This window comes from Paraburkholderia edwinii (assembly GCF_019428685.1).
GTDB classification, from domain to species: Bacteria; Pseudomonadota; Gammaproteobacteria; order Burkholderiales; family Burkholderiaceae; genus Paraburkholderia; species Paraburkholderia edwinii.
Window position 1 is genome coordinate 696,578 of sequence record NZ_CP080095.1, and the last position, 18,175, is coordinate 714,752.

The window sequence follows — 18,175 nt, forward strand, 5'->3', positions numbered from 1 at the left end:
AGATGAGCATGAGTGATCCTATCGCCGATATGCTGACTCGCATCCGCAATGCGCAGATGGTCGAGAAAGTTTCGGTGACGATGCCCTCGTCGAAGGTCAAGATTGCGATCGCGCAGGTCCTGAAGGACGAAGGCTATATCGAGGACTACGCAGTGAAGTCCGAAGGCGCGAAAACTGAGTTGAATATCGCGCTGAAGTACTACGCGGGTCGTCCGGTTATCGAACGCCTCGAGCGCGTGTCGAAGCCTGGTCTGCGCGTGTATCGCGGCCGCAATGAAATTCCGCAGGTCATGAACGGCCTCGGCGTTGCCATCGTGTCGACGCCGAAGGGTGTGATGACTGATCGCAAGGCGCGCGCTACGGGCGTGGGCGGCGAAGTCATCTGCTACGTCGCTTAAGGCCGAAAGGAGAGAGAAACATGTCTCGAGTAGGTAAAAGCCCGATCGTGCTGAAAGGCGCCGAAGTGGCTGTCAGCGACGAGCGGATCACCGTCAAGGGCCCGTTGGGCACGATCTCGCAAAATGCGAATCGCCTTGTGAAAGTGGTGAACGACAACGGCACGGTGAAGTTCGAGCCGGTTGACGAGAGCCGCGAAGCAAACGCGATGTCGGGCACGATGCGCGCACTGGTTGCGAACATGGTGAACGGCGTGACCAAGGGTTTCGAGCGCAAGCTGACGCTGGTTGGCGTTGGTTATCGTGCGCAAGCGCAAGGCGACAAGCTGAATCTGTCGCTGGGTTTCTCGCACCCGGTGGTGCACCAGATGCCGGAAGGCATCAAGGCTGAGACCCCGTCGCAAACGGAAATCGTGATCAAGGGGATCGACAAGCAGAAGGTCGGCCAGGTCGCCGCGGAAGTACGCGGTTACCGTCCGCCCGAGCCCTACAAGGGCAAGGGCGTGCGCTATGCCGACGAGGTCGTGATCCTCAAAGAAACGAAGAAGAAGTAAGGGTGCGCAATCATGGATAAGACTCAATCTCGCCTGCGCCGCGCTCGTCAGACGCGCGTCAAGATCGCTGAGCTGCAGGTCGCACGTCTGGCCGTGCATCGCACGAATACGCACATCTACGCGCAAGTGTTCTCGCCTTGTGGCACCAAAGTGCTCGCGAGCGCGTCGACGCTTGAAGCCGAAGTGCGTGCGCAACTGGCCGATCAGTCCGGCAAGGGCGGCAACGTCGCTGCTGCAACGCTGATCGGCAAGCGTATCGCTGAAAAGGCTAAGGCTGCCGGCATCGAATCCGTCGCCTTCGACCGCTCGGGTTTCCGCTACCACGGCCGCGTGAAAGCGCTGGCTGATGCGGCGCGCGAAGCCGGGCTCAAGTTCTAAGGGAAGAATTCGTCATGGCAAAGATGCAAGCGAAAGTTCAGGCTGACGAACGCGACGACGGCCTTCGCGAAAAGATGATCTCGGTCAATCGCGTGACCAAGGTGGTGAAAGGTGGCCGGATTCTCGGTTTCGCCGCACTGACCGTGGTTGGCGACGGCGATGGTCGCGTCGGTATGGGCAAGGGCAAGGCGAAGGAAGTGCCGGTCGCTGTCCAGAAGGCGATGGAACAGGCTCGCCGCAACATGTTCAAGGTGCCGCTGAAGAACGGTACGCTGCAACATGAAGTGCACGGTAAGCACGGCGCATCGATGGTCCTTCTCGCTCCGGCGAAGGACGGTACCGGCGTGATCGCCGGCGGCCCGATGCGCGCAGTGTTCGACGTGATGGGTGTGCAGAACGTGGTGGCGAAGAGCCACGGTTCGACGAACCCGTACAACCTCGTTCGTGCGACTCTCGACGGTCTGCGCAAGCAGTCCACGCCGGCTGATATCGCCGCGAAGCGTGGCAAGTCCGTCGAAGACATTCTGGGCTAAGGGTGGGCACCATGTCTGAAAAAACTGTGAAGGTTCAGCTCGTCAAGAGCCTGATCGGCACCCGCGAATCGCACCGTGCAACGGTGCGCGGCTTGGGCCTGCGCCGACTCAACTCGGTCAGCGAACTGCAAGACACGCCGGCTGTGCGCGGCATGATCAACAAGGTTTCGTACCTCGTTAAGGTCATCGGTTAAGCGGCTGATCGGGTACTCAAGGAGTTGATAATGGAATTGAATAACCTGAAGCCGGCAGAAGGCGCGAAGCACGCAAAGCGTCGCGTCGGCCGTGGCATCGGCTCCGGCCTCGGCAAGACCGCGGGTCGTGGTCACAAGGGTCAGAAATCGCGTTCGGGCGGCTTCCATAAGGTCGGTTTCGAAGGCGGTCAGATGCCTCTGCAGCGTCGTCTGCCGAAGCGCGGCTTCAAGTCGCTGACGAAGGAATTCGTCGGTGAAGTGCGGCTGGGCGATCTGGAAAAGCTGCCGGTTGACGAAATCGATCTGCTCGCATTGAAGCAAGCCGGTCTGGTTGGCGAGCTCATGAAGAGCGCGAAGATCATTGCGACGGGCGAACTGAAGCGCAAGATCGTCGTGAAAGGTCTGGGTGCGACAAAGGGTGCGCGTGCTGCGATTGAAGCAGCGGGCGGCTCTTTTGCCGAGTAACGAGCAAGCGGATTGCCGTCACTAGCATTTGCATCGGAGAAGGTACTTGGCTAACAGTCCGAGTCTCGCAAAACCCGGTCGCGGCGCGGCGAAGTTCGGCGACCTGCGTCGGCGTGCAGTGTTCCTGCTGCTTGCGCTGGTCGTCTATCGCATCGGCGCGCATATTCCGGTGCCGGGTATCGACCCGGATCAACTGGCGAAGCTGTTCCAGAGCCAGGCGGGCGGCATCCTGGGCATGTTCAACATGTTCTCGGGTGGCGCGTTGTCGCGATTCACAGTGTTTGCGCTGGGGATCATGCCGTACATCTCGGCGTCGATCATCATGCAGTTGCTGGCAATCGTGTCACCGCAACTGGAAGCGCTGAAGAAGGAAGGGCAGGCTGGGCAGCGGAAGATCACGCAGTACACGCGTGTCTTCACCGTTCTGCTCGCAACGTTCCAGGCCTTCGGCATTGCAGTTGCGCTCGAGAACCAGCCGGGCCTTGTGCTCGATCCGGGCATGGTGTTCCGTCTGACGACCGTTGTGACGCTGGTAACGGGCACGATGTTCCTGATGTGGCTCGGTGAGCAGATCACGGAGCGCGGTCTGGGTAACGGTATCTCGATCATCATTTTTGGTGGTATCGCGGCGGGTTTCCCGAATGCGATTGGTGGTCTCTTCGAGCTCGTGCGCACCGGCTCGATGTCGATCATCTCGGCGATCATCGTAGTCGCGCTGATTGCGGCAGTGACGTATCTGGTGGTGTTCATCGAACGCGGCCAGCGCAAGATTCTTGTGAATTACGCGAAGCGTCAAGTTGGCAACAAGATCTACGGTGGCCAGTCGTCGCATCTGCCGCTGAAGCTGAACATGTCGGGCGTGATTCCGCCGATCTTTGCATCGTCGATCATCCTGTTCCCGGCGACGATTCTGAGCTGGTTCAGCTCTGGCGCAAGCAACGGCGGCTGGTTTGCGGACACGCTCCACAACATCGCCGAAGCGTTGAAGCCTGGCCAGCCGGTGTATGTGTTGCTGTATGCGTTGGCGATCGTGTTCTTCTGCTTCTTCTACACCGCACTGGTGTTCAACAGCAGGGAGACGGCCGACAACCTGAAGAAGAGTGGCGCATTCGTCCCGGGTATCCGTCCGGGCGACCAGACGGCGCGTTACATCGACCGGATTCTCACGCGTCTGACGCTGGCCGGTGCGATCTATATCGTGTTTGTCTGCCTGCTGCCCGAATTTTTGGTGCTGCGCTGGAACGTGCCGTTTTATTTTGGTGGAACGTCGCTGCTGATTATCGTCGTCGTCACCATGGACTTCATGGCGCAGGTGCAGTCGTACGTAATGTCGCAACAGTATGAATCGCTGCTGAAGAAAGCCAATTTCAAAGGCGGCGGCGTCCCAATGCGCTAAAGGACTTATGGCCAAAGACGATGTCATCCAGATGCAGGGCGAAGTAATTGAGAACCTGCCCAATGCTACCTTCAGGGTAAAGCTGGAGAACGGCCATGTCGTATTGGGACATATCTCCGGAAAGATGCGGATGCACTACATCCGTATCCTGCCGGGCGACAAGGTGACGGTTGAGTTGACGCCTTACGATCTGTCGCGTGCGCGGATCGTGTTCCGGGCGAAGTGATTTGAAAAAAGGGTAATATCATGAAAGTGATGGCATCGGTTAAGCGCATCTGCCGCAATTGCAAGATCATCAAGCGCAAAGGCGTTGTGCGCGTGATTTGCAGCTCTGATCCGCGCCACAAACAGCGTCAAGGCTGAACGCCGCGCTTTTGCTTGCGCTTTTTGTTTGAGGAAAAACAATGGCTCGTATCGCAGGGGTGAATATCCCGAACCACCAGCATACCGAAATCGGCCTGACGGCCATTTACGGTGTCGGCCGCACGCGCTCGCGCATCATCTGCGAAGCCGCTGGTGTGGCATTTTCGAAGAAGGTCAAAGACCTGAACGACGCAGACCTCGAAAAGCTGCGTGAAGAAGTCGGCAAGTACATCGTCGAAGGCGATCTGCGTCGCGAAACGACGATGAACATCAAGCGCCTGATGGACCTCGGCTGCTACCGCGGCGTGCGCCATCGCAAGGGTCTTCCCCTGCGCGGTCAGCGTACGCGTACCAATGCGCGCACGCGTAAGGGTCCGCGTCGCGCAGCGCAATCGCTGAAGAAGTAAGCGAGACTGACAGTTACAGGAAAACGTATGGCTAAGGCTTCGAACAACACCGCGGCGCAACGCGTTCGCAAGAAGGTCAAGAAGAACGTCGCCGAGGGCGTGGTTCACGTTCACGCGTCGTTCAACAACACCATCATCACGATCACCGATCGTCAGGGCAATGCGCTTGCCTGGGCGACGTCGGGTGGCCAGGGCTTCAAGGGTTCGCGTAAGTCGACCCCGTTTGCAGCCCAGGTTGCTGCCGAATCGGCCGGCCGTGTGGCGATGGAATACGGCGTGAAGAACCTCGAAGTGCGAATCAAGGGCCCGGGCCCTGGCCGCGAGTCAGCTGTCCGCGCGCTGCATGGTCTTGGCATCAAGATCACGGCGATCTCGGACGTGACGCCGGTGCCGCACAACGGTTGCCGTCCGCCGAAGCGTCGTCGTATCTAAGACGTGCTTTTTGCTCGCGCCTGTTTCCGCCGGGTGTTGAATCGGCGGCGACGGGCGACTTGCATTATTGAATCGACTAAGCCCACCGTTCGACCCAAAGGGTTCGGACTAGCGTGAACACAAGTTCACGTGATTAAACATAGAAGGAACGCAAAGTGGCACGCTATATCGGCCCTAAGGCCAAGCTGTCTCGCCGTGAAGGCACCGACCTCTTCCTGAAAAGCGCCCGCCGGTCGCTCGCCGATAAGTGCAAGCTCGACAGCAAGCCGGGTCAGCATGGCCGCACGTCGGGTGCACGTACGTCCGACTACGGCACGCAGTTGCGCGAAAAGCAAAAAGTGAAGCGCATCTACGGTGTTCTCGAGCGCCAGTTCCGCCGCTACTTCGCGGAAGCCTCGCGTCGCAAGGGCAACACGGGCGAAAAGCTGCTGCAACTGCTCGAGTCGCGTCTGGATAACGTCGTGTACCGCATGGGCTACGCCTCGACGCGCGCTGAAGCGCGTCAACTGGTGAGCCACAAGGCGATCACGGTGAATGGTGTGGTCTCGAACATTCCGTCGCTGCAAGTGAAGGCAGGCGACGTCGTCGCGGTGCGCGAACAGGCGAAGAAGCAGGCGCGCATTCTCGAAGCGCTGTCGCTGGCTGAGCAGGGCGGCATGCCGAGCTGGGTCGCGGTCGACGCGAAGAAGTTCGAGGGCACCTTCAAGCAGATGCCGGAACGCAGCGACATCGCTGGCGATATCAACGAAAGCCTGATCGTCGAATTGTATTCGCGCTAATCGGATTAACGGCCGGGGTACCCTGATTGCGTTGTGCAAGGGGGTGTCTCGGCTGTTTATTTTCAGGTTGTTACCGGTCAGCCTTATCGGTGTAACGAGCCGAGGGTATTGAAAAGGAAAACCTATGCAAACCAGTTTGTTGAAACCCAAGATTATCGCTGTGGAATCGCTGGGCGAGAGCCATGCGAAGGTGGTCATGGAGCCGTTCGAACGCGGCTATGGTCACACCTTGGGTAACGCGCTTCGGCGCGTATTGCTGTCGTCGATGATCGGCTATGCGCCGACCGAAGTGACGATCGCAGGCGTCGTGCATGAGTATTCGACGCTCGACGGTGTGCAAGAGGATGTGGTCAACCTGTTGCTGAACCTGAAGGGCGTGGTGTTCAAGCTGCATAACCGTGACGAAGTGACGGTTACGCTGCGCAAGGAAGGCGAAGGCGTCGTTACCGCGGGCGATATCGAGCTTGCGCACGACTGTGAAGTGATCAACCCCGATCACGTGATCGCTCATCTGTCGAAGGGCGGCAAGCTCGACGTGCAGATCAAGGTCGAGAAGGGCCGCGGTTATGTGCCGGGCAACGTGCGCCGCTACGGCGAAGAGTCGGCGAAGATCATCGGCCGCATCGTGCTCGACGCGTCGTTCTCGCCGGTTCGCCGCGTGAGCTACGCAGTCGAAAGCGCGCGTGTCGAACAGCGTACCGACCTCGACAAGCTCGTGATGAACATCGAAACCAACGGTGTGATTTCGCCGGAAGAAGCGATCCGCCAGTCGGCGCGCATTCTGGTCGATCAACTGTCGGTGTTCGCTGCACTGGAAGGCACGGAAGCCGCGGCAGAAGCGCCGTCGCGTGCACCGCAGATCGATCCGATCCTGCTGCGTCCGGTCGACGACCTCGAGCTCACGGTTCGTTCGGCAAACTGCCTGAAGGCCGAGAACATCTACTACATCGGCGATCTGATCCAGCGCACCGAGAACGAACTGCTGAAGACGCCGAATCTGGGCCGCAAGTCGCTGAACGAGATCAAGGAAGTGCTCGCTTCGCGCGGTTTGACGCTCGGCATGAAGCTCGAAAACTGGCCGCCGGCGGGTCTCGACAAGTAAGTCGGCAAGCAAGTCGTCGCGCGCGGTGAAGCTGCACTAAAGCAGTACGGGCGACAGCAGTACCGCAACTGGCAAAGACGCGGATTTTCCTTTAAAATCCGCGTCTTGCCGTTTTTCTCTACCGGCCCGTGCAATCGTCATTCACATGAACATGAGAATGCGATGCGATAGAAGAGCTGGATTAAAACTTTGAATCAAGGAAACTGAAAATGCGTCACCGTCATGGTCTGCGGAAACTGAACCGCACGAGCAGCCACCGTCTGGCAATGCTCCGTAACATGTCCAACTCGCTGATCGAGCACGAAGTCATCAAGACCACGCTGCCGAAGGCGAAGGAACTCCGTAAAGTCGTCGAGCCGCTGATTACGCTCGGCAAGAAGCCGTCGCTGGCTAACCGCCGTCTGGCGTTCAACCGTCTGCGCGATCGTGACTCGGTCACGAAACTGTTCGACGTGCTCGGTCCGCGTTTCGCGAACCGTCCGGGCGGCTATCTGCGCATCCTGAAGTTCGGTTTCCGCGTCGGCGATAACGCACCGATGGCGCTCGTCGAGCTGCTCGATCGTCCGGAACCGGTTGAAGCGGAAAATGCGGTCGAAGCTGAATAAGCTCGCTGCCGTCGGCTGATACGAAGAACAAAAAACCAGGCCTTGTGCCTGGTTTTTTGCTTTCAGCGCGCTCAGGTCGTCGTTCCAGGCTATCCGCGCCAGGCTCGGGGCGTTAGTAGCCGACGGGTGATGCGCGAAATCGACAAGGTCCACCCGCAAAACCCGCTGCCGAAGCGCGATCGATCATGGTGATACGATATCGACAGCGAATTTTGTATCGCTGCTTTTGTCCGGTGAAGGAGGCGTCGGAAACCATGAACGTGATCCTGATGATGACCACGGTACCCGACACGACGATCGCCGAAAAGCTGTCGACCGAGATTCTCGCCGCGCGGCTCGCCGCTTGTGCAACGCAGCTAGGCGCTGTGCGCTCGAGCTTTCACTGGCAGGGCAAGATCGAATCGGCCGATGAAGTCCAGGTGCTGTTCAAGACGAGCGTCGCCCGGGCTCAGGAGCTCGAGCAGTTCATCCTGTCGCATCATCCTTACGACACCCCGGAAATCCTCTCGTGGCAAGCGATCGCGTCAGCCGCGTACGGGCAGTGGGTCAATGCAGAAACTCAACGTCCCATCCATGTTTAACGGTCTGAATTCGTCCCCGCTCGGTGTCATGCGCGTTGCCAAGCTGCTTTTCGCGTGTCTGCTGATCACGTTGCTCTCCGTTGGCGCGGCGCGTGCCGCCGACGATTTCCTCGACCCTGCCGTCGCGTTCAAATTCAGCGCGACCGAACAGCCCGGTGAGGTCGACGTCCATTACAAGATCGCGGACGGTTACTACATGTACCGCGAGCGCTTTTCGTTTGCGGTGCGCAACGGCGCCTCGACGATCGATCTTCCGCAGTTGCCGGCCGGGCACGTCAAGTTCGACGAGACTTTCCAGAAGAACGTCGAGACCTATCGCGGCGAGCTGACAATCCGTATCCCGATCAAGCAGTCGAACGGTCCATTCGATCTCGCGGTGACGTCGCAGGGTTGCGCCGACGCCGGCATCTGCTATCCGCCGATGGAGCGCGTGTACCACGTGAGTGGCACGGCGCTGCAACCCGCAAGCACAGGCACGACCTCGAACGCCACGCAGCAGGCCACATCGAAAACCGACGCATCCGCGTCGACCAGCTGGTACGAACGCGCGACCAGCGCGGACTACGCACAGTCGTTGCTGCAAGGCGGCGGTTTTTTCGCGATTGTCGGCTTGTACTTCGTCGCCGGCATGGTGCTGAGCCTGCTTCCCTGTTCGTACCCGATGATCCCGATTCTCTCCGCGATCATCATCGGTGAGGGTGCGCGCGTGACGCGCGCACGTGGCTTCGGACTATCGCTGTCGTACGTGATTGGCATGGCGCTCGTCTACACGGCGCTTGGCATCGCGGCGGCGCTTGTCGGGCAGAGCCTCGGCGCCTGGCTGCAAAACCCGTGGGTACTCGGTGCGTTCGCCATTCTCCTGACCGCGTTCTCGCTGACCTTGATCGCCGGCGTCGATATCGTGCTGCCGCAGCGTTGGCAAAGCGGCGTGTCGAAGGCGTCGGAGGGCCGTTCGGGCGGTAAATTTGCGGCGGTCGCTGCAATGGGCGCGCTGTCGGCGCTCGTCGTCGGCGCGTGCATGACAGCGCCGCTTTTTGCTGTGCTCGCGTTTATTGCGCACACGGGCAATGCGGCGCTTGGCGGCGCTGCGCTGTTCGCGATGGGAATTGGGCTCGGCGTGCCGCTGCTTATCATCGGCCTCGGCGCGGGTACGATCTTGCCGCGTGCGGGCGCGTGGATGGACAGCGTAAAGGTGTTCTTCGGCGTCATCCTGTTGGCGGCAGCGTTGTGGATCGTCTGGCCGGTGCTCGGCGGCACTGCGCAGATGCTGCTGAGCGTGTTGTGGCTGCTGGTTGCGGCCGCCGCATTGGGGCTTTTCTCGCCGCAGCCGCAGCAGCAGACCGGCAACAGCAAAGCGCTCTGGCGCGGACTCGGGCGCGGTATCGGCGCGGCGTGCGCAATCTGGGCGGCGGTGCTACTGGTCGGTGTCGCGGCCGGTTCGACCGATCCGTTGCGGCCGCTCGCGGTACTGGCCGATCGTGCGCCGGGAGGCGCGGGTGCGCAAGGCGCGGGCGCCGTCGCCAATGCCCAAAGCGATCTCGCGTTTGCGCCTGTCAGCTCGTCGGGCCAGCTCGATGAAGTGGTGAAAACGGCTGCGCAACCCGCGATGCTCGACTTCTACGCGGACTGGTGTGTCAGTTGCAAGGAAATGGAGAAGTTCACCTTCAGCGATCCGCGCGTCAATGCACGACTGAAGCAACTGAAGCTGCTGCGCGCGGATGTCACTGCGAACAACACCGACGATCAGGCGTTGCTGAAGCGTTTCAATCTCTTCGGACCGCCTGGAATCATCTTTTTCAATCAGGACGGGAAGGAAGTATTGCGCGTGGTCGGTTACGAATCGGCTGATACGTTCCTGCGGAGCCTGGACCGGATCGCAGCGGCAAAACAACCACCGCAGTCCTGACTACCGATGCACGCGGCTTACGGATGGTCTAACGGTCTGCGACTGCGTAAAACGGCGGTACAACAGCGGTACATCACAAAGCATCACAAAGAAAAAGGCGGAACATTCTCACGAATGCTCCGCCTTTCTTTATCGTCGATCTGAGGCAGCTCTGCCTGTCACGTTACGCGCATCACATCCACAGCACTGCATCGACAACAACCGCGCACGATTCGCGACACAACTGTCAACAATCCCCGTTTATTTCTGTGAACGAAGCAGCCGCGCAGCATCAAGCGCAAAGTATGTCAGCACACCGTTCGCACCCGCACGCTTGAACGCGAGCAGCGATTCCATCATCACCTTGTCGTGATCGAGCCAGCCGTTCTGCGCGGCTGCTTTCAACATCGCGTACTCGCCGCTCACCTGATACACGTAGGTCGGGAAGTGAAACTCGTCGCGTACGCGGCGCACGATATCGAGGTAAGGCATGCCAGGCTTGACCATCACCATGTCGGCGCCTTCGTCGATGTCGGCGCGGATCTCGCGCATCGCTTCGTCGGAGTTCGACGGATCGAGCTGATACGTCATCTTGTTGCTCTTGCCGAGATTCGCCGCGGAGCCGACTGCATCGCGAAACGGTCCATAAAACGCCGACGCGAATTTCGCCGAGTACGCCATGATCCGCGTATGAATATGCTCCTCGCTTTCGAGCATTTCGCGGATCGCGCCGATGCGGCCGTCCATCATGTCCGACGGCGCGACGATGTCGACGCCGGCTTCGGCCTGCGCCTTCGCCTGTTCGATAAGAATTTCGACCGTCGCGTCGTTGATCACATAACCCGATTCGTCGAGCACGCCGTCCTGGCCGTGGCTCGTATAAGGATCGAGTGCAACGTCCGTCAGCACGCCGAGCTCGGGGAAGCGCTTCTTCAGCTCGCGCACCGCACGCGGAACCAGACCGGCCGGATTGGTGGCCTCGTGGCCATCCGGCGTCTTCAGCGACGGTTCGATGACCGGGAACAGCGACAGCACCGGCACACCGAGCTCGACACACTGTTCGGCCACGCCCATCAGCAGATCGACGGATACGCGCTCGACGCCGGGCATCGACGGCACCGCTTGCCGCACATTCGTGCCCTCGACGACGAACACGGGATAAATCAGGTCATTAGTGGTGAGAACGTTTTCGCGCATCATGCGGCGCGAGAACTCGTCACGGCGCATGCGGCGCGGACGATGATGCGGGTAAAAACTCATATCGAAACTCGTGCGAATGTGAAACAGACGGCGTCTGTGGGCCAGAAACTTTTTGAGACAATGGTATATGATACCGATCGAGTAAGGCGCGCTGCGCCGAGCTCCCCGCTTCTCCTCCCTGAGCGGGTGCCTGTCGTTATTCGATTAGGCTGTTTAGCCCGCCGTCTACTTGCGGCGGGTTTTTTTATGGTCGACGGGGAAGTTGCGTGCGAGACCCAGGCACGCCGGCGGCATCCCAAAGTGTGTGAAGCGGTACGTGTGAAGCGATGCGCCGCAGCGACTACGCTTCGCTCGTCGAATCACCGGCCGAATCGTCGGCGACATCCTGCGCAATCCAGCTTTCAATCAACTCATGCGCCTCTTCGAGGCCCGTTCGCTTGAGCGCCGAAAAAAGCTGCGCGGTGAGTTCACCCTGATAGCCGGCTGCGCGATAGTCGGCGAATCCCTTCTTCGTCGTGCGCAACGCGTTGGTGCTTTCCTGACGCGTCAATTTGTCGCATTTCGTCAGCAACGTATGGATTGGCTTGCCCGTCGGCGCAAACCACTCGATCATCCGGCGGTCCAGTTCGGTCAGCGGGCGCCGCGAATCCATCATCAGGATCATCCCGCGCAATTGCGCGCGCGACTGCAAGTAACTGGACAGCAGCGCTTCCCAATGGGCCTTCGCCGCACCGGGCACTTCCGCGTAGCCATAGCCCGGCAGATCGACCAGATGCGCGACCGGCTCGTCGGCGGGCCCGACCGAGAAGTAATTGATGTGCTGCGTGCGTCCCGGTGTTTTACTCGCGAACGCCAGGCGCTTCTGATTGCACAGCACATTGATCGCCGTGGATTTACCCGCATTCGATCGACCGGCAAACGCGATTTCAGGCTGCGCGGTAGGCGGCAGATCGTGCAGATGATTGACAGTGGTGAAAAAGCGGGCCTGGTGGAGCAGAAAGGGCATGGGGGAGACCGGGAAGGAACACAGAAGCGGATCCAGAAGCGGACTCGCACGCATACGCGATAGCCGCCGGGGCAAGCCCGACTGGCGTCTTGGCGATTAGCGAGTTATTGTACAATATGATGGTTTACTGAAAACCTGTGGAATGTCGCGTGGACCAAGGCATCATCAACGCGCGCGCTCAATACGTAACTGGGGTTGCGAGGTAATTCAATCAGGTAATTCGGTCGCCGTCGTATTTTGCAGAACCTCTAATTCCCACAAGACGAAACAGGGTGTGCGAATGAATCGACTGGGCAGGATTCTGGTGGTGCTTCACACAGCAGTAGGTCTTTCAGGTTTGGCAGTACAGGCAAAAGCGGCGGATCAGTCAAAGCCGGATTTGAATCGGGGGCAGGCAATCGCGGCGCAAGTTTGCGCTTCGTGTCACGGTGCGGATGGCAATAGCGCAGGCGGCGCGTATCCGAAGCTCGCCGGCCAGCATCCCGAATACCTCGTCAAAGAGCTCAAGGATTTCAAAACGCAACCGGGCGCGAAGCAGCCCGCGCGTAACAATCCGATCATGGCCGGCATCTCAGGTGCGTTATCGGATCAGGACATGGTGAACGTCGCGGCATACTTCGCAACGCAAGCTCCGAAGCCCGGCTACGCGCACGACAAGAACACGGTGCCGCTCGGGCAGAAGATTTATCGTGCGGGCATTGCAGAGAAGGGCGTGCCGGCTTGCGCAAGCTGCCACGGGCCGACCGGCCAGGGCATTCCGTCGCAGTATCCGCGCGTGTCGTGGCAGTGGTCTGAGTACCTTGCTGCGCAGCTGGTTGCGTTCCAGCAAGGGCCGGGCGCTCGCAACAACAACGAGGCGATGCATCAGATCGCGCAGCGTTTGTCGGATAGCGAGATCAAGGCCGTCGCTGATTACATGGCCGGTTTGCATTAAGCTAGCGTCCGCGCGCAAGTCGAGCAGGCTTCGCGGCTACGGCGGTTGCGTGGCGCAGCATGATGTGCAACCGCTGTTGCATGAAGCTGCTGTGACCTGCCGCTATGGCATGCCGCTGTGACGTGGCGCTGTGACGTGGCGCTGTGACGTGGATTAACCGGCAAAAAAACAAGAAAAGGGTGAGGGCGTCGCCACGGTGCGATGGCCCTGCACCCTTTTTTGCTGTTCAGTTGGAGTTTGAATGAGCGTTACCACATCGGGTCTGCAGTCGAAATCGCGCCAGCGAGTCGCGCGTGAGGCCATCGAGTTGCTCAGCTCGATGCGCTTCGCGATCGCGATGCTGGTGATCCTCGCGATCGCGAGCATCATCGGCACGGTCCTCACGCAAGACGACCCGTATCCGAACTACGTCAATCAGTTCGGCCCGTTCTGGGCCGACATCTTCCGGTCACTGAGCCTCTACACCGTGTACAGCGCGTGGTGGTTCATGCTGATCCTCGGCTTTCTGATCGCGTCGGTATCGCTGTGCGTGATCCGCAACGCCCCGAAGATGCTGGCCGACACGAAGAGCTGGAAGGACAAGGTCCGCGAAGCGAGCCTGCGCGCGTTCCATCACAAGGGCGAGTTCGCCGTGCCGCAGACGCGCGCGCAAGCCACGACCACGCTCACGCAACTGTCCGCCAAGCTTGGCTACCGGTTCGTCACGCGCGAGTCCGAAGGCGCGACGCTGATTGCCGCCAAGCGCGGTGCGATGACGAAGCTCGGCTATATTTCCGCGCACCTGGCGATCGTGATCATCTGTATTGGCGGTTTGCTCGACAGCAATCTGCCGATCAGGCTGCAGATGTGGCTCTTCGACAAGTCGCCGATCAGCAGCAACACGGTGATCAACGAGATCCCGCCCGAGCACCGGCTGTCCCAATCGAACCCGACGTTCCGCGGCTATGCGTGGGTGCCCGAAGGGCAGCACGTATCGACCGCGATCCTGAACCAGCCCAATGGCTCGCTTATTCAGGACCTGCCGTTCTCGATCCAGCTGAACAAGTTCATCGTCGACTACTACTCGACGGGCATGCCGAAGCTCTTCGCGAGCGACATCGTCGTGATCGATCACAAGACCGGCAAGCAGGTTCCGGCGCGTGTCGAGGTGAACAAGCCGTTCGAGTACGACGGCGTGTCGATCTATCAGTCGAGCTTCCAGGACGGCGGCTCCGAGATGAAGATGAGCGCGTACCCGATGACGGGCACAAGCGCGAAGCCGGTCCCGTTCGACGGCACGATCGGCAATTCGACACCGCTGACGAACGCGATTCCGGGCTCGGACGGTCAGACGGTCGAATTCGCCGATTTCCGCGCGATCAACGTCGAAAACATCACGAACGGCAATGGCCAGACCGACGCGCGCGGTGTCGCGCAACACGAAACGCTGAAGCAGGCGTTCGACGAGCGCCTCGGTTCCGGCGCGAAGACGTCGAAGCCGCTCGATCTTCACAACGTCGGCCCGTCGGTGCAGTACAAGGTGCGCAACAAGGACGGCCAGGCGCGCGAGTACAACAACTACATGCTGCCCGTCGACGTCGGCGGCGAGCGTGTGTTCCTCGCCGGCATGCGCACCAATCCGGACGATCCGTTCCGCTATCTGCGTATCCCGGCCGACGAAGGGGGCACGGTCAAGGAGTGGATGGGCTTGCGCGCGGCGCTCGAAAATCCCGCGACGCGCGCCGAAGCCGCACACCGTTTCGCGCAGCGCTCGGTGCCGAATGCGGAACCGGAACTGCAGCAGCATCTCGAGGAAAGCGCGACGCGCGTTCTGACCCTCTTTGCAGGCGCCGACAGCAGTCTCGCCGCGCCGGCGAACGCCCAGCCGAACGCACAGCCGCATGGTCAAACGAACGCGCCCGGCGGCTTCCAGGCCATCGCGATGTTCATCGACCATTCGGTACCGAAAGCCGAGCAGGAAAAGGCGGCAGGATTGTTGCTGCGCATGCTGGAAGGCGCGATGTGGGACGTCTGGCAAATCTCGCGCACGCAGGCGGGCGAAGCGCCGGCGCAGCCCGGCGATGCGGCGACCCGTTTCGTGCAGAACTCGATCAACGCAATATCCGACAGCTTTTTGTATGGATCACCGGTTTTCCTGCAACTCGACTCCTTCAAGCAGGTGCAAGCTTCGGTATTTCAGTTGACGCGCGCGCCGGGCAAAAAAGTCGTGTATCTTGGCAGCCTGCTTCTCGTGCTAGGCATCTTCTCGATGTTCTACGTGCGTGAACGGCGCCTGTGGTTCTGGCTCAAAGACTCGGATCGCGGCGTCAATGTCGTGATGGCGATGTCGAGCGCTCGCAAGACGTTCGACTTCGACAAGGAGTTCAAAGAGACGCGTGACGCGATCGGTACGGCGCTTGGCGCCAGACTGATCGACGAATCGGTAGCGTCCGCTGCGTCCGGTGGTGGCAGCCAACCGGCTGACCCGGGGCCAGGTTCACAACCCGGCTCACCATCCGGCTCATAACACAGCCCACAAGATTCGACCCGGTAAGATCATGGACTTGACCCAAGTTTCTTCTTCCACACCCGAGCAACGGCGTGCTGGTGCGTCTTTACCGCGCCATTCCGGTTTGCTCGACGACCGCCCCTTCCTGAAGCGCCTGACGGCATTCGACTGGCTGTTCGCACTGGTGCTCGCCGGCGGCGCGGGGTTTGCGCTGTCGCGCTACCACGCGTTCATGAACTACTACGACAAACTCGTGCTCGTGTGCGCGGTGCCGGTGTTCGTCGTGCTCGGCTGGCGGTGGAAGCCCGTACGGCCGCTGATGATCGGCATCGCGGCGCTGTCGCTGTCGGCCATCGGGATCTATCACGGCGACCTGTCGCGCGCCGATAACGCGTTCTTCCTCAAGTATTTCCTGTCGAGCCAGTCCGCCATCCTGTGGATGAGCGCGCTCTTCGTGTTCGCCACGCTGTTCTACTGGATCGGCCTGTTGTCGCGTTCCGCAACGGGCGCCGCGATCGGCTCGAAAATGACGTGGGCCGCGGTGCTGATGGGCTTCACCGGCCTGATGGTGCGCTGGTACGAGTCGTATCTGATCGGCGCGGACGTCGGCCATATTCCGATCTCGAACCTCTATGAAGTGTTCGTGTTGTTCAGCCTGATTACGGCGCTCTTCTACCTGTATTACGAAACGCACTACAACACGCGCGCGCTCGGCGCGTTCGTGCTGCTCGTGATCAGCGCGGCGGTCGGCTTTCTCATGTGGTATTCGATCGCGCGCGATGCGCAGCAGATCCAGCCGCTCGTGCCCGCGCTGCAGAGCTGGTGGATGAAGATCCACGTGCCGGCGAACTTTATCGGTTACGGCAGCTTTGCGCTGTCGGCGATGGTCGGCGTCGCGTATCTGATGAAGGAGCGTGGCGTGCTGTCCGACCGCCTGCCCACGCTCGATGTGCTCGACGACGTGATGTACAAGTCGATCGCAGTCGGCTTCGCGTTCTTCACAGTCGCGACGATTCTCGGCGCGCTGTGGGCCGCGGAAGCGTGGGGCGGCTACTGGAGCTGGGATCCGAAGGAGACGTGGGCGCTGATCGTGTGGCTCAATTACGCCGCATGGCTGCATATGCGCCTGATGAAAGGCCTGCGCGGCGCGGTGGCGGCATGGTGGGCGCTCACTGGCCTGCTGGTCACCACGTTCGCGTTCCTCGGCGTGAATATGTTCCTTTCCGGGCTGCATAGCTACGGAAAGCTGTAATATCCGCCCTCGAAAACCGACAAATAACCGCCGCGTGCGATGCACCGGCGGTTTTTTTATGGTGGCGCGGGATGATTTCCGAATCCCTTTCGTTTGCTACAACAGGAGTAGTAGATAAGGAATTCCGGACGAATCTTCGGACGAAGGCGAAACTAGACCTTCCGACACACGCCGTACGATGAAATGAGCGGGCCCGACGAGGCGCGCGAGGAGCAGCAAAATGTGGATCAAGCGACCCGACGCGTCGCGCCTGGCTGGCGACGACATTCCGCGCAGCGAAATCACGCCGCAGCGGATCTTTGAAAACAGGCGGCGCGTGCTGCAGGCTGCGGGCGCCGCGGCTCTGGGCGGGCTGATCGGCGTGGGCGCCCCCGAAGAGGCGCATGCTGAGTTCTCGTCGCCGGACGCGAAAGCGCAGAAGCTGGTGGCGAAGACGAACCCGAAATTCGTCGTGGTCGACAAGCCGACGCCGTTCCAGGACGTCACGACCTACAACAACTTCTACGAGTTCGGCACCGACAAGTCGGACCCGGCACATCACGCCGGCACGCTGCGGCCGCGGCCGTGGAAGGTCAGCGTCGAAGGCGAGATCAAGAACCCGAAGGTCTACGATATCGACGAGCTGCTGAAGCTTGCGCCGCTCGAAGAGCGCGTATATCGCATGCGCTGCGTCGAAGGCTGGTCGATGGTGATTCCGTGGATCGGCGTGCCGCTGGCGGAGCTGATCAAGCGCGTGCAGCCGACCGGCAACGCGAAGTATGTGCAGTTCATCACGCTCGCCGATCCGTCGCAGATGCCGGGCCTGTCCGACCCGATTCTCGAGTGGCCCTACTCGGAAGGCCTGCGGATGGACGAAGCGATGAATCCGCTGACGCTGCTCACAATGGGCTTGTATGGCCAGGTGCTGCCGAACCAGAACGGCGCGCCGGTGCGCATCGTCGTGCCGTGGAAATACGGCTTCAAGAGCGCGAAATCGCTGGTGAAGATCCGCTTCGTCGACAAGCAACCGCCGACCAGCTGGAACACGTATGCGCCGAACGAGTACGGCTTCTATTCGAACGTGAACCCGAACGTCGACCATCCGCGCTGGAGTCAGGCGACCGAGCGGCGCATCGGCGAAGACGGCTTTTTCACGCCGAAGCGCAAGACGCTGATGTTCAACGGTTATGGCGATCTGGTCGCGTCGATGTACCAGGGCATGGACCTGAAAAAGAACTTCTGAGCGC

The 18,175-nt window shown here is 60.3% G+C and carries 22 protein-coding genes; 20 read left to right on the plus strand and 2 right to left on the minus strand.

What is annotated here, in order from left to right:
- The first annotated feature begins 2 nt into the window (after nt 1–2).
- The 16 genes from rpsH (at nt 3) to dsbD (ending at nt 10,090) form a co-directional block, all read left to right on the plus strand.
- A complete protein-coding gene (gene rpsH / locus KZJ38_RS03030; protein ID WP_219798718.1) occupies nt 3–398 on the plus strand; it encodes a 30S ribosomal protein S8 in 396 nt (131 codons plus the stop codon).
- 20 nt (nt 399–418) lie between these two features.
- Nucleotides 419–949: a 50S ribosomal protein L6 gene (gene rplF, locus KZJ38_RS03035; protein WP_219798719.1), complete on the plus strand. Its 531-nt coding sequence runs from the start codon at nt 419–421 to the stop codon at nt 947–949.
- A gap of 12 nt (nt 950–961) precedes the next feature.
- Nucleotides 962–1,327: a 50S ribosomal protein L18 gene (rplR, locus tag KZJ38_RS03040; protein ID WP_007730600.1), complete on the plus strand. Its 366-nt coding sequence runs from the start codon at nt 962–964 to the stop codon at nt 1,325–1,327.
- A gap of 14 nt (nt 1,328–1,341) precedes the next feature.
- Nucleotides 1,342–1,860, plus strand: a complete 519-nt coding sequence (rpsE, locus tag KZJ38_RS03045; RefSeq protein ID WP_134197254.1) for a 30S ribosomal protein S5 — start codon at nt 1,342–1,344, stop codon at nt 1,858–1,860.
- An 11-nt stretch (nt 1,861–1,871) separates the two neighbouring features.
- On the plus strand, nt 1,872–2,054 hold the full coding sequence (gene rpmD / locus KZJ38_RS03050) for a 50S ribosomal protein L30 (protein ID WP_004202755.1): 183 nt from the start codon (nt 1,872–1,874) through the stop codon (nt 2,052–2,054).
- 30 nt (nt 2,055–2,084) lie between these two features.
- A complete protein-coding gene (gene rplO, locus KZJ38_RS03055) occupies nt 2,085–2,519 on the plus strand; it encodes a 50S ribosomal protein L15 (protein ID WP_075158341.1) in 435 nt (144 codons plus the stop codon).
- A 46-nt stretch (nt 2,520–2,565) separates the two neighbouring features.
- Nucleotides 2,566–3,915 (plus strand): preprotein translocase subunit SecY, encoded by a 1,350-nt coding sequence (gene secY, locus KZJ38_RS03060; protein WP_219798720.1) that lies wholly within the window; start codon nt 2,566–2,568, stop codon nt 3,913–3,915.
- Between the two features lie 7 nt (nt 3,916–3,922).
- A complete protein-coding gene (gene infA, locus KZJ38_RS03065) occupies nt 3,923–4,141 on the plus strand; it encodes a translation initiation factor IF-1 (RefSeq protein WP_004521905.1) in 219 nt (72 codons plus the stop codon).
- 20 nt (nt 4,142–4,161) lie between these two features.
- On the plus strand, nt 4,162–4,278 hold the full coding sequence (gene rpmJ, locus KZJ38_RS03070; protein ID WP_004199844.1) for a 50S ribosomal protein L36: 117 nt from the start codon (nt 4,162–4,164) through the stop codon (nt 4,276–4,278).
- A 41-nt stretch (nt 4,279–4,319) separates the two neighbouring features.
- Nucleotides 4,320–4,685, plus strand: a complete 366-nt coding sequence (gene rpsM / locus KZJ38_RS03075; RefSeq protein ID WP_219798721.1) for a 30S ribosomal protein S13 — start codon at nt 4,320–4,322, stop codon at nt 4,683–4,685.
- Nucleotides 4,686–4,712: 27 nt separating this feature from the next.
- The gene (gene rpsK, locus KZJ38_RS03080; protein WP_017777173.1) at nt 4,713–5,117 is read left to right on the plus strand and encodes a 30S ribosomal protein S11; all 405 of its coding nucleotides are present in this window, start codon (nt 4,713–4,715) and stop codon (nt 5,115–5,117) included.
- Between the two features lie 155 nt (nt 5,118–5,272).
- Nucleotides 5,273–5,896 carry a 30S ribosomal protein S4 gene (gene rpsD, locus KZJ38_RS03085; protein WP_219798722.1) on the plus strand — a complete coding sequence of 208 codons (624 nt, stop codon included), beginning with the start codon at nt 5,273–5,275 and terminating at the stop codon, nt 5,894–5,896.
- A gap of 124 nt (nt 5,897–6,020) precedes the next feature.
- Nucleotides 6,021–6,998: a DNA-directed RNA polymerase subunit alpha gene (locus KZJ38_RS03090; RefSeq protein ID WP_027199071.1), complete on the plus strand. Its 978-nt coding sequence runs from the start codon at nt 6,021–6,023 to the stop codon at nt 6,996–6,998.
- 209 nt (nt 6,999–7,207) lie between these two features.
- Nucleotides 7,208–7,603: a 50S ribosomal protein L17 gene (gene rplQ / locus KZJ38_RS03095; protein WP_219798723.1), complete on the plus strand. Its 396-nt coding sequence runs from the start codon at nt 7,208–7,210 to the stop codon at nt 7,601–7,603.
- Between the two features lie 254 nt (nt 7,604–7,857).
- Complete coding sequence (gene cutA / locus KZJ38_RS03100) at nt 7,858–8,184, plus strand: divalent-cation tolerance protein CutA (protein ID WP_219798724.1); 327 nt, start codon at nt 7,858–7,860, stop codon at nt 8,182–8,184.
- Nucleotides 8,177–10,090, plus strand: coding sequence for a protein-disulfide reductase DsbD (gene dsbD / locus KZJ38_RS03105; RefSeq protein ID WP_219798725.1), 1,914 nt, complete (start codon nt 8,177–8,179; stop codon nt 10,088–10,090). Before cutA ends, dsbD begins: the two co-directional genes overlap by 8 nt.
- 240 nt (nt 10,091–10,330) lie before the next feature.
- On the opposite strand, the gene hemB is transcribed toward dsbD, so the two are convergent.
- Both hemB and yihA read right to left on the minus strand, forming a co-directional pair.
- Nucleotides 10,331–11,329: a porphobilinogen synthase gene (gene hemB, locus KZJ38_RS03110; RefSeq protein WP_219798726.1), complete on the minus strand. Its 999-nt coding sequence runs from the start codon at nt 11,327–11,329 to the stop codon at nt 10,331–10,333.
- A gap of 280 nt (nt 11,330–11,609) precedes the next feature.
- Nucleotides 11,610–12,275: a ribosome biogenesis GTP-binding protein YihA/YsxC gene (gene yihA / locus KZJ38_RS03115; RefSeq protein WP_219798727.1), complete on the minus strand. Its 666-nt coding sequence runs from the start codon at nt 12,273–12,275 to the stop codon at nt 11,610–11,612.
- Between the two features lie 280 nt (nt 12,276–12,555).
- On the opposite strand from yihA, the gene KZJ38_RS03120 reads away from it, so the two are divergent.
- The 4 genes from KZJ38_RS03120 (at nt 12,556) to msrP (ending at nt 18,171) form a co-directional block, all read left to right on the plus strand.
- The gene (locus KZJ38_RS03120) at nt 12,556–13,209 is read left to right on the plus strand and encodes a c-type cytochrome (RefSeq protein WP_219798728.1); all 654 of its coding nucleotides are present in this window, start codon (nt 12,556–12,558) and stop codon (nt 13,207–13,209) included.
- A 241-nt stretch (nt 13,210–13,450) separates the two neighbouring features.
- Nucleotides 13,451–15,715, plus strand: coding sequence for a cytochrome c biogenesis protein ResB (locus KZJ38_RS03125; protein WP_219798729.1), 2,265 nt, complete (start codon nt 13,451–13,453; stop codon nt 15,713–15,715).
- A gap of 31 nt (nt 15,716–15,746) precedes the next feature.
- Entirely contained in the window at nt 15,747–16,949 is a 1,203-nt protein-coding gene (ccsB, locus tag KZJ38_RS03130; protein ID WP_219798730.1) for a c-type cytochrome biogenesis protein CcsB, read from the plus strand.
- A gap of 220 nt (nt 16,950–17,169) precedes the next feature.
- Nucleotides 17,170–18,171, plus strand: coding sequence for a protein-methionine-sulfoxide reductase catalytic subunit MsrP (gene msrP, locus KZJ38_RS03135; RefSeq protein WP_219798731.1), 1,002 nt, complete (start codon nt 17,170–17,172; stop codon nt 18,169–18,171).
- Nucleotides 18,172–18,175 lie beyond the last annotated feature (4 nt).

Excerpts from the sequence above, each read along its gene's own strand:
- rpsH (WP_219798718.1), top strand. The coding sequence starts at position 3 with ATGAGCATGAGTGATCCTATCGCCGATATGCTGACTCGCATCCGCAAT.
- rplF (WP_219798719.1), top strand. The coding sequence starts at position 419 with ATGTCTCGAGTAGGTAAAAGCCCGATCGTGCTGAAAGGCGCCGAAGTG.
- rplR (WP_007730600.1), top strand. The coding sequence starts at position 962 with ATGGATAAGACTCAATCTCGCCTGCGCCGCGCTCGTCAGACGCGCGTC.
- rpsE (WP_134197254.1), top strand. The coding sequence starts at position 1,342 with ATGGCAAAGATGCAAGCGAAAGTTCAGGCTGACGAACGCGACGACGGC.
- rpmD (WP_004202755.1), top strand. The coding sequence starts at position 1,872 with ATGTCTGAAAAAACTGTGAAGGTTCAGCTCGTCAAGAGCCTGATCGGC.
- rplO (WP_075158341.1), top strand. The coding sequence starts at position 2,085 with ATGGAATTGAATAACCTGAAGCCGGCAGAAGGCGCGAAGCACGCAAAG.
- infA (WP_004521905.1), top strand. The coding sequence starts at position 3,923 with ATGGCCAAAGACGATGTCATCCAGATGCAGGGCGAAGTAATTGAGAAC.
- rpmJ (WP_004199844.1), top strand. The coding sequence starts at position 4,162 with ATGAAAGTGATGGCATCGGTTAAGCGCATCTGCCGCAATTGCAAGATC.
- rpsM (WP_219798721.1), top strand. The coding sequence starts at position 4,320 with ATGGCTCGTATCGCAGGGGTGAATATCCCGAACCACCAGCATACCGAA.
- rpsK (WP_017777173.1), top strand. The coding sequence starts at position 4,713 with ATGGCTAAGGCTTCGAACAACACCGCGGCGCAACGCGTTCGCAAGAAG.
- KZJ38_RS03090 (WP_027199071.1), top strand. The coding sequence starts at position 6,021 with ATGCAAACCAGTTTGTTGAAACCCAAGATTATCGCTGTGGAATCGCTG.
- rplQ (WP_219798723.1), top strand. The coding sequence starts at position 7,208 with ATGCGTCACCGTCATGGTCTGCGGAAACTGAACCGCACGAGCAGCCAC.
- cutA (WP_219798724.1), top strand. The coding sequence starts at position 7,858 with ATGAACGTGATCCTGATGATGACCACGGTACCCGACACGACGATCGCC.
- dsbD (WP_219798725.1), top strand. The coding sequence starts at position 8,177 with ATGTTTAACGGTCTGAATTCGTCCCCGCTCGGTGTCATGCGCGTTGCC.
- hemB (WP_219798726.1), bottom strand. The coding sequence starts at position 11,329 with ATGAGTTTTTACCCGCATCATCGTCCGCGCCGCATGCGCCGTGACGAG.
- yihA (WP_219798727.1), bottom strand. The coding sequence starts at position 12,275 with ATGCCCTTTCTGCTCCACCAGGCCCGCTTTTTCACCACTGTCAATCAT.
- KZJ38_RS03120 (WP_219798728.1), top strand. The coding sequence starts at position 12,556 with ATGAATCGACTGGGCAGGATTCTGGTGGTGCTTCACACAGCAGTAGGT.
- KZJ38_RS03125 (WP_219798729.1), top strand. The coding sequence starts at position 13,451 with ATGAGCGTTACCACATCGGGTCTGCAGTCGAAATCGCGCCAGCGAGTC.
- ccsB (WP_219798730.1), top strand. The coding sequence starts at position 15,747 with ATGGACTTGACCCAAGTTTCTTCTTCCACACCCGAGCAACGGCGTGCT.
- msrP (WP_219798731.1), top strand. The coding sequence starts at position 17,170 with ATGTGGATCAAGCGACCCGACGCGTCGCGCCTGGCTGGCGACGACATT.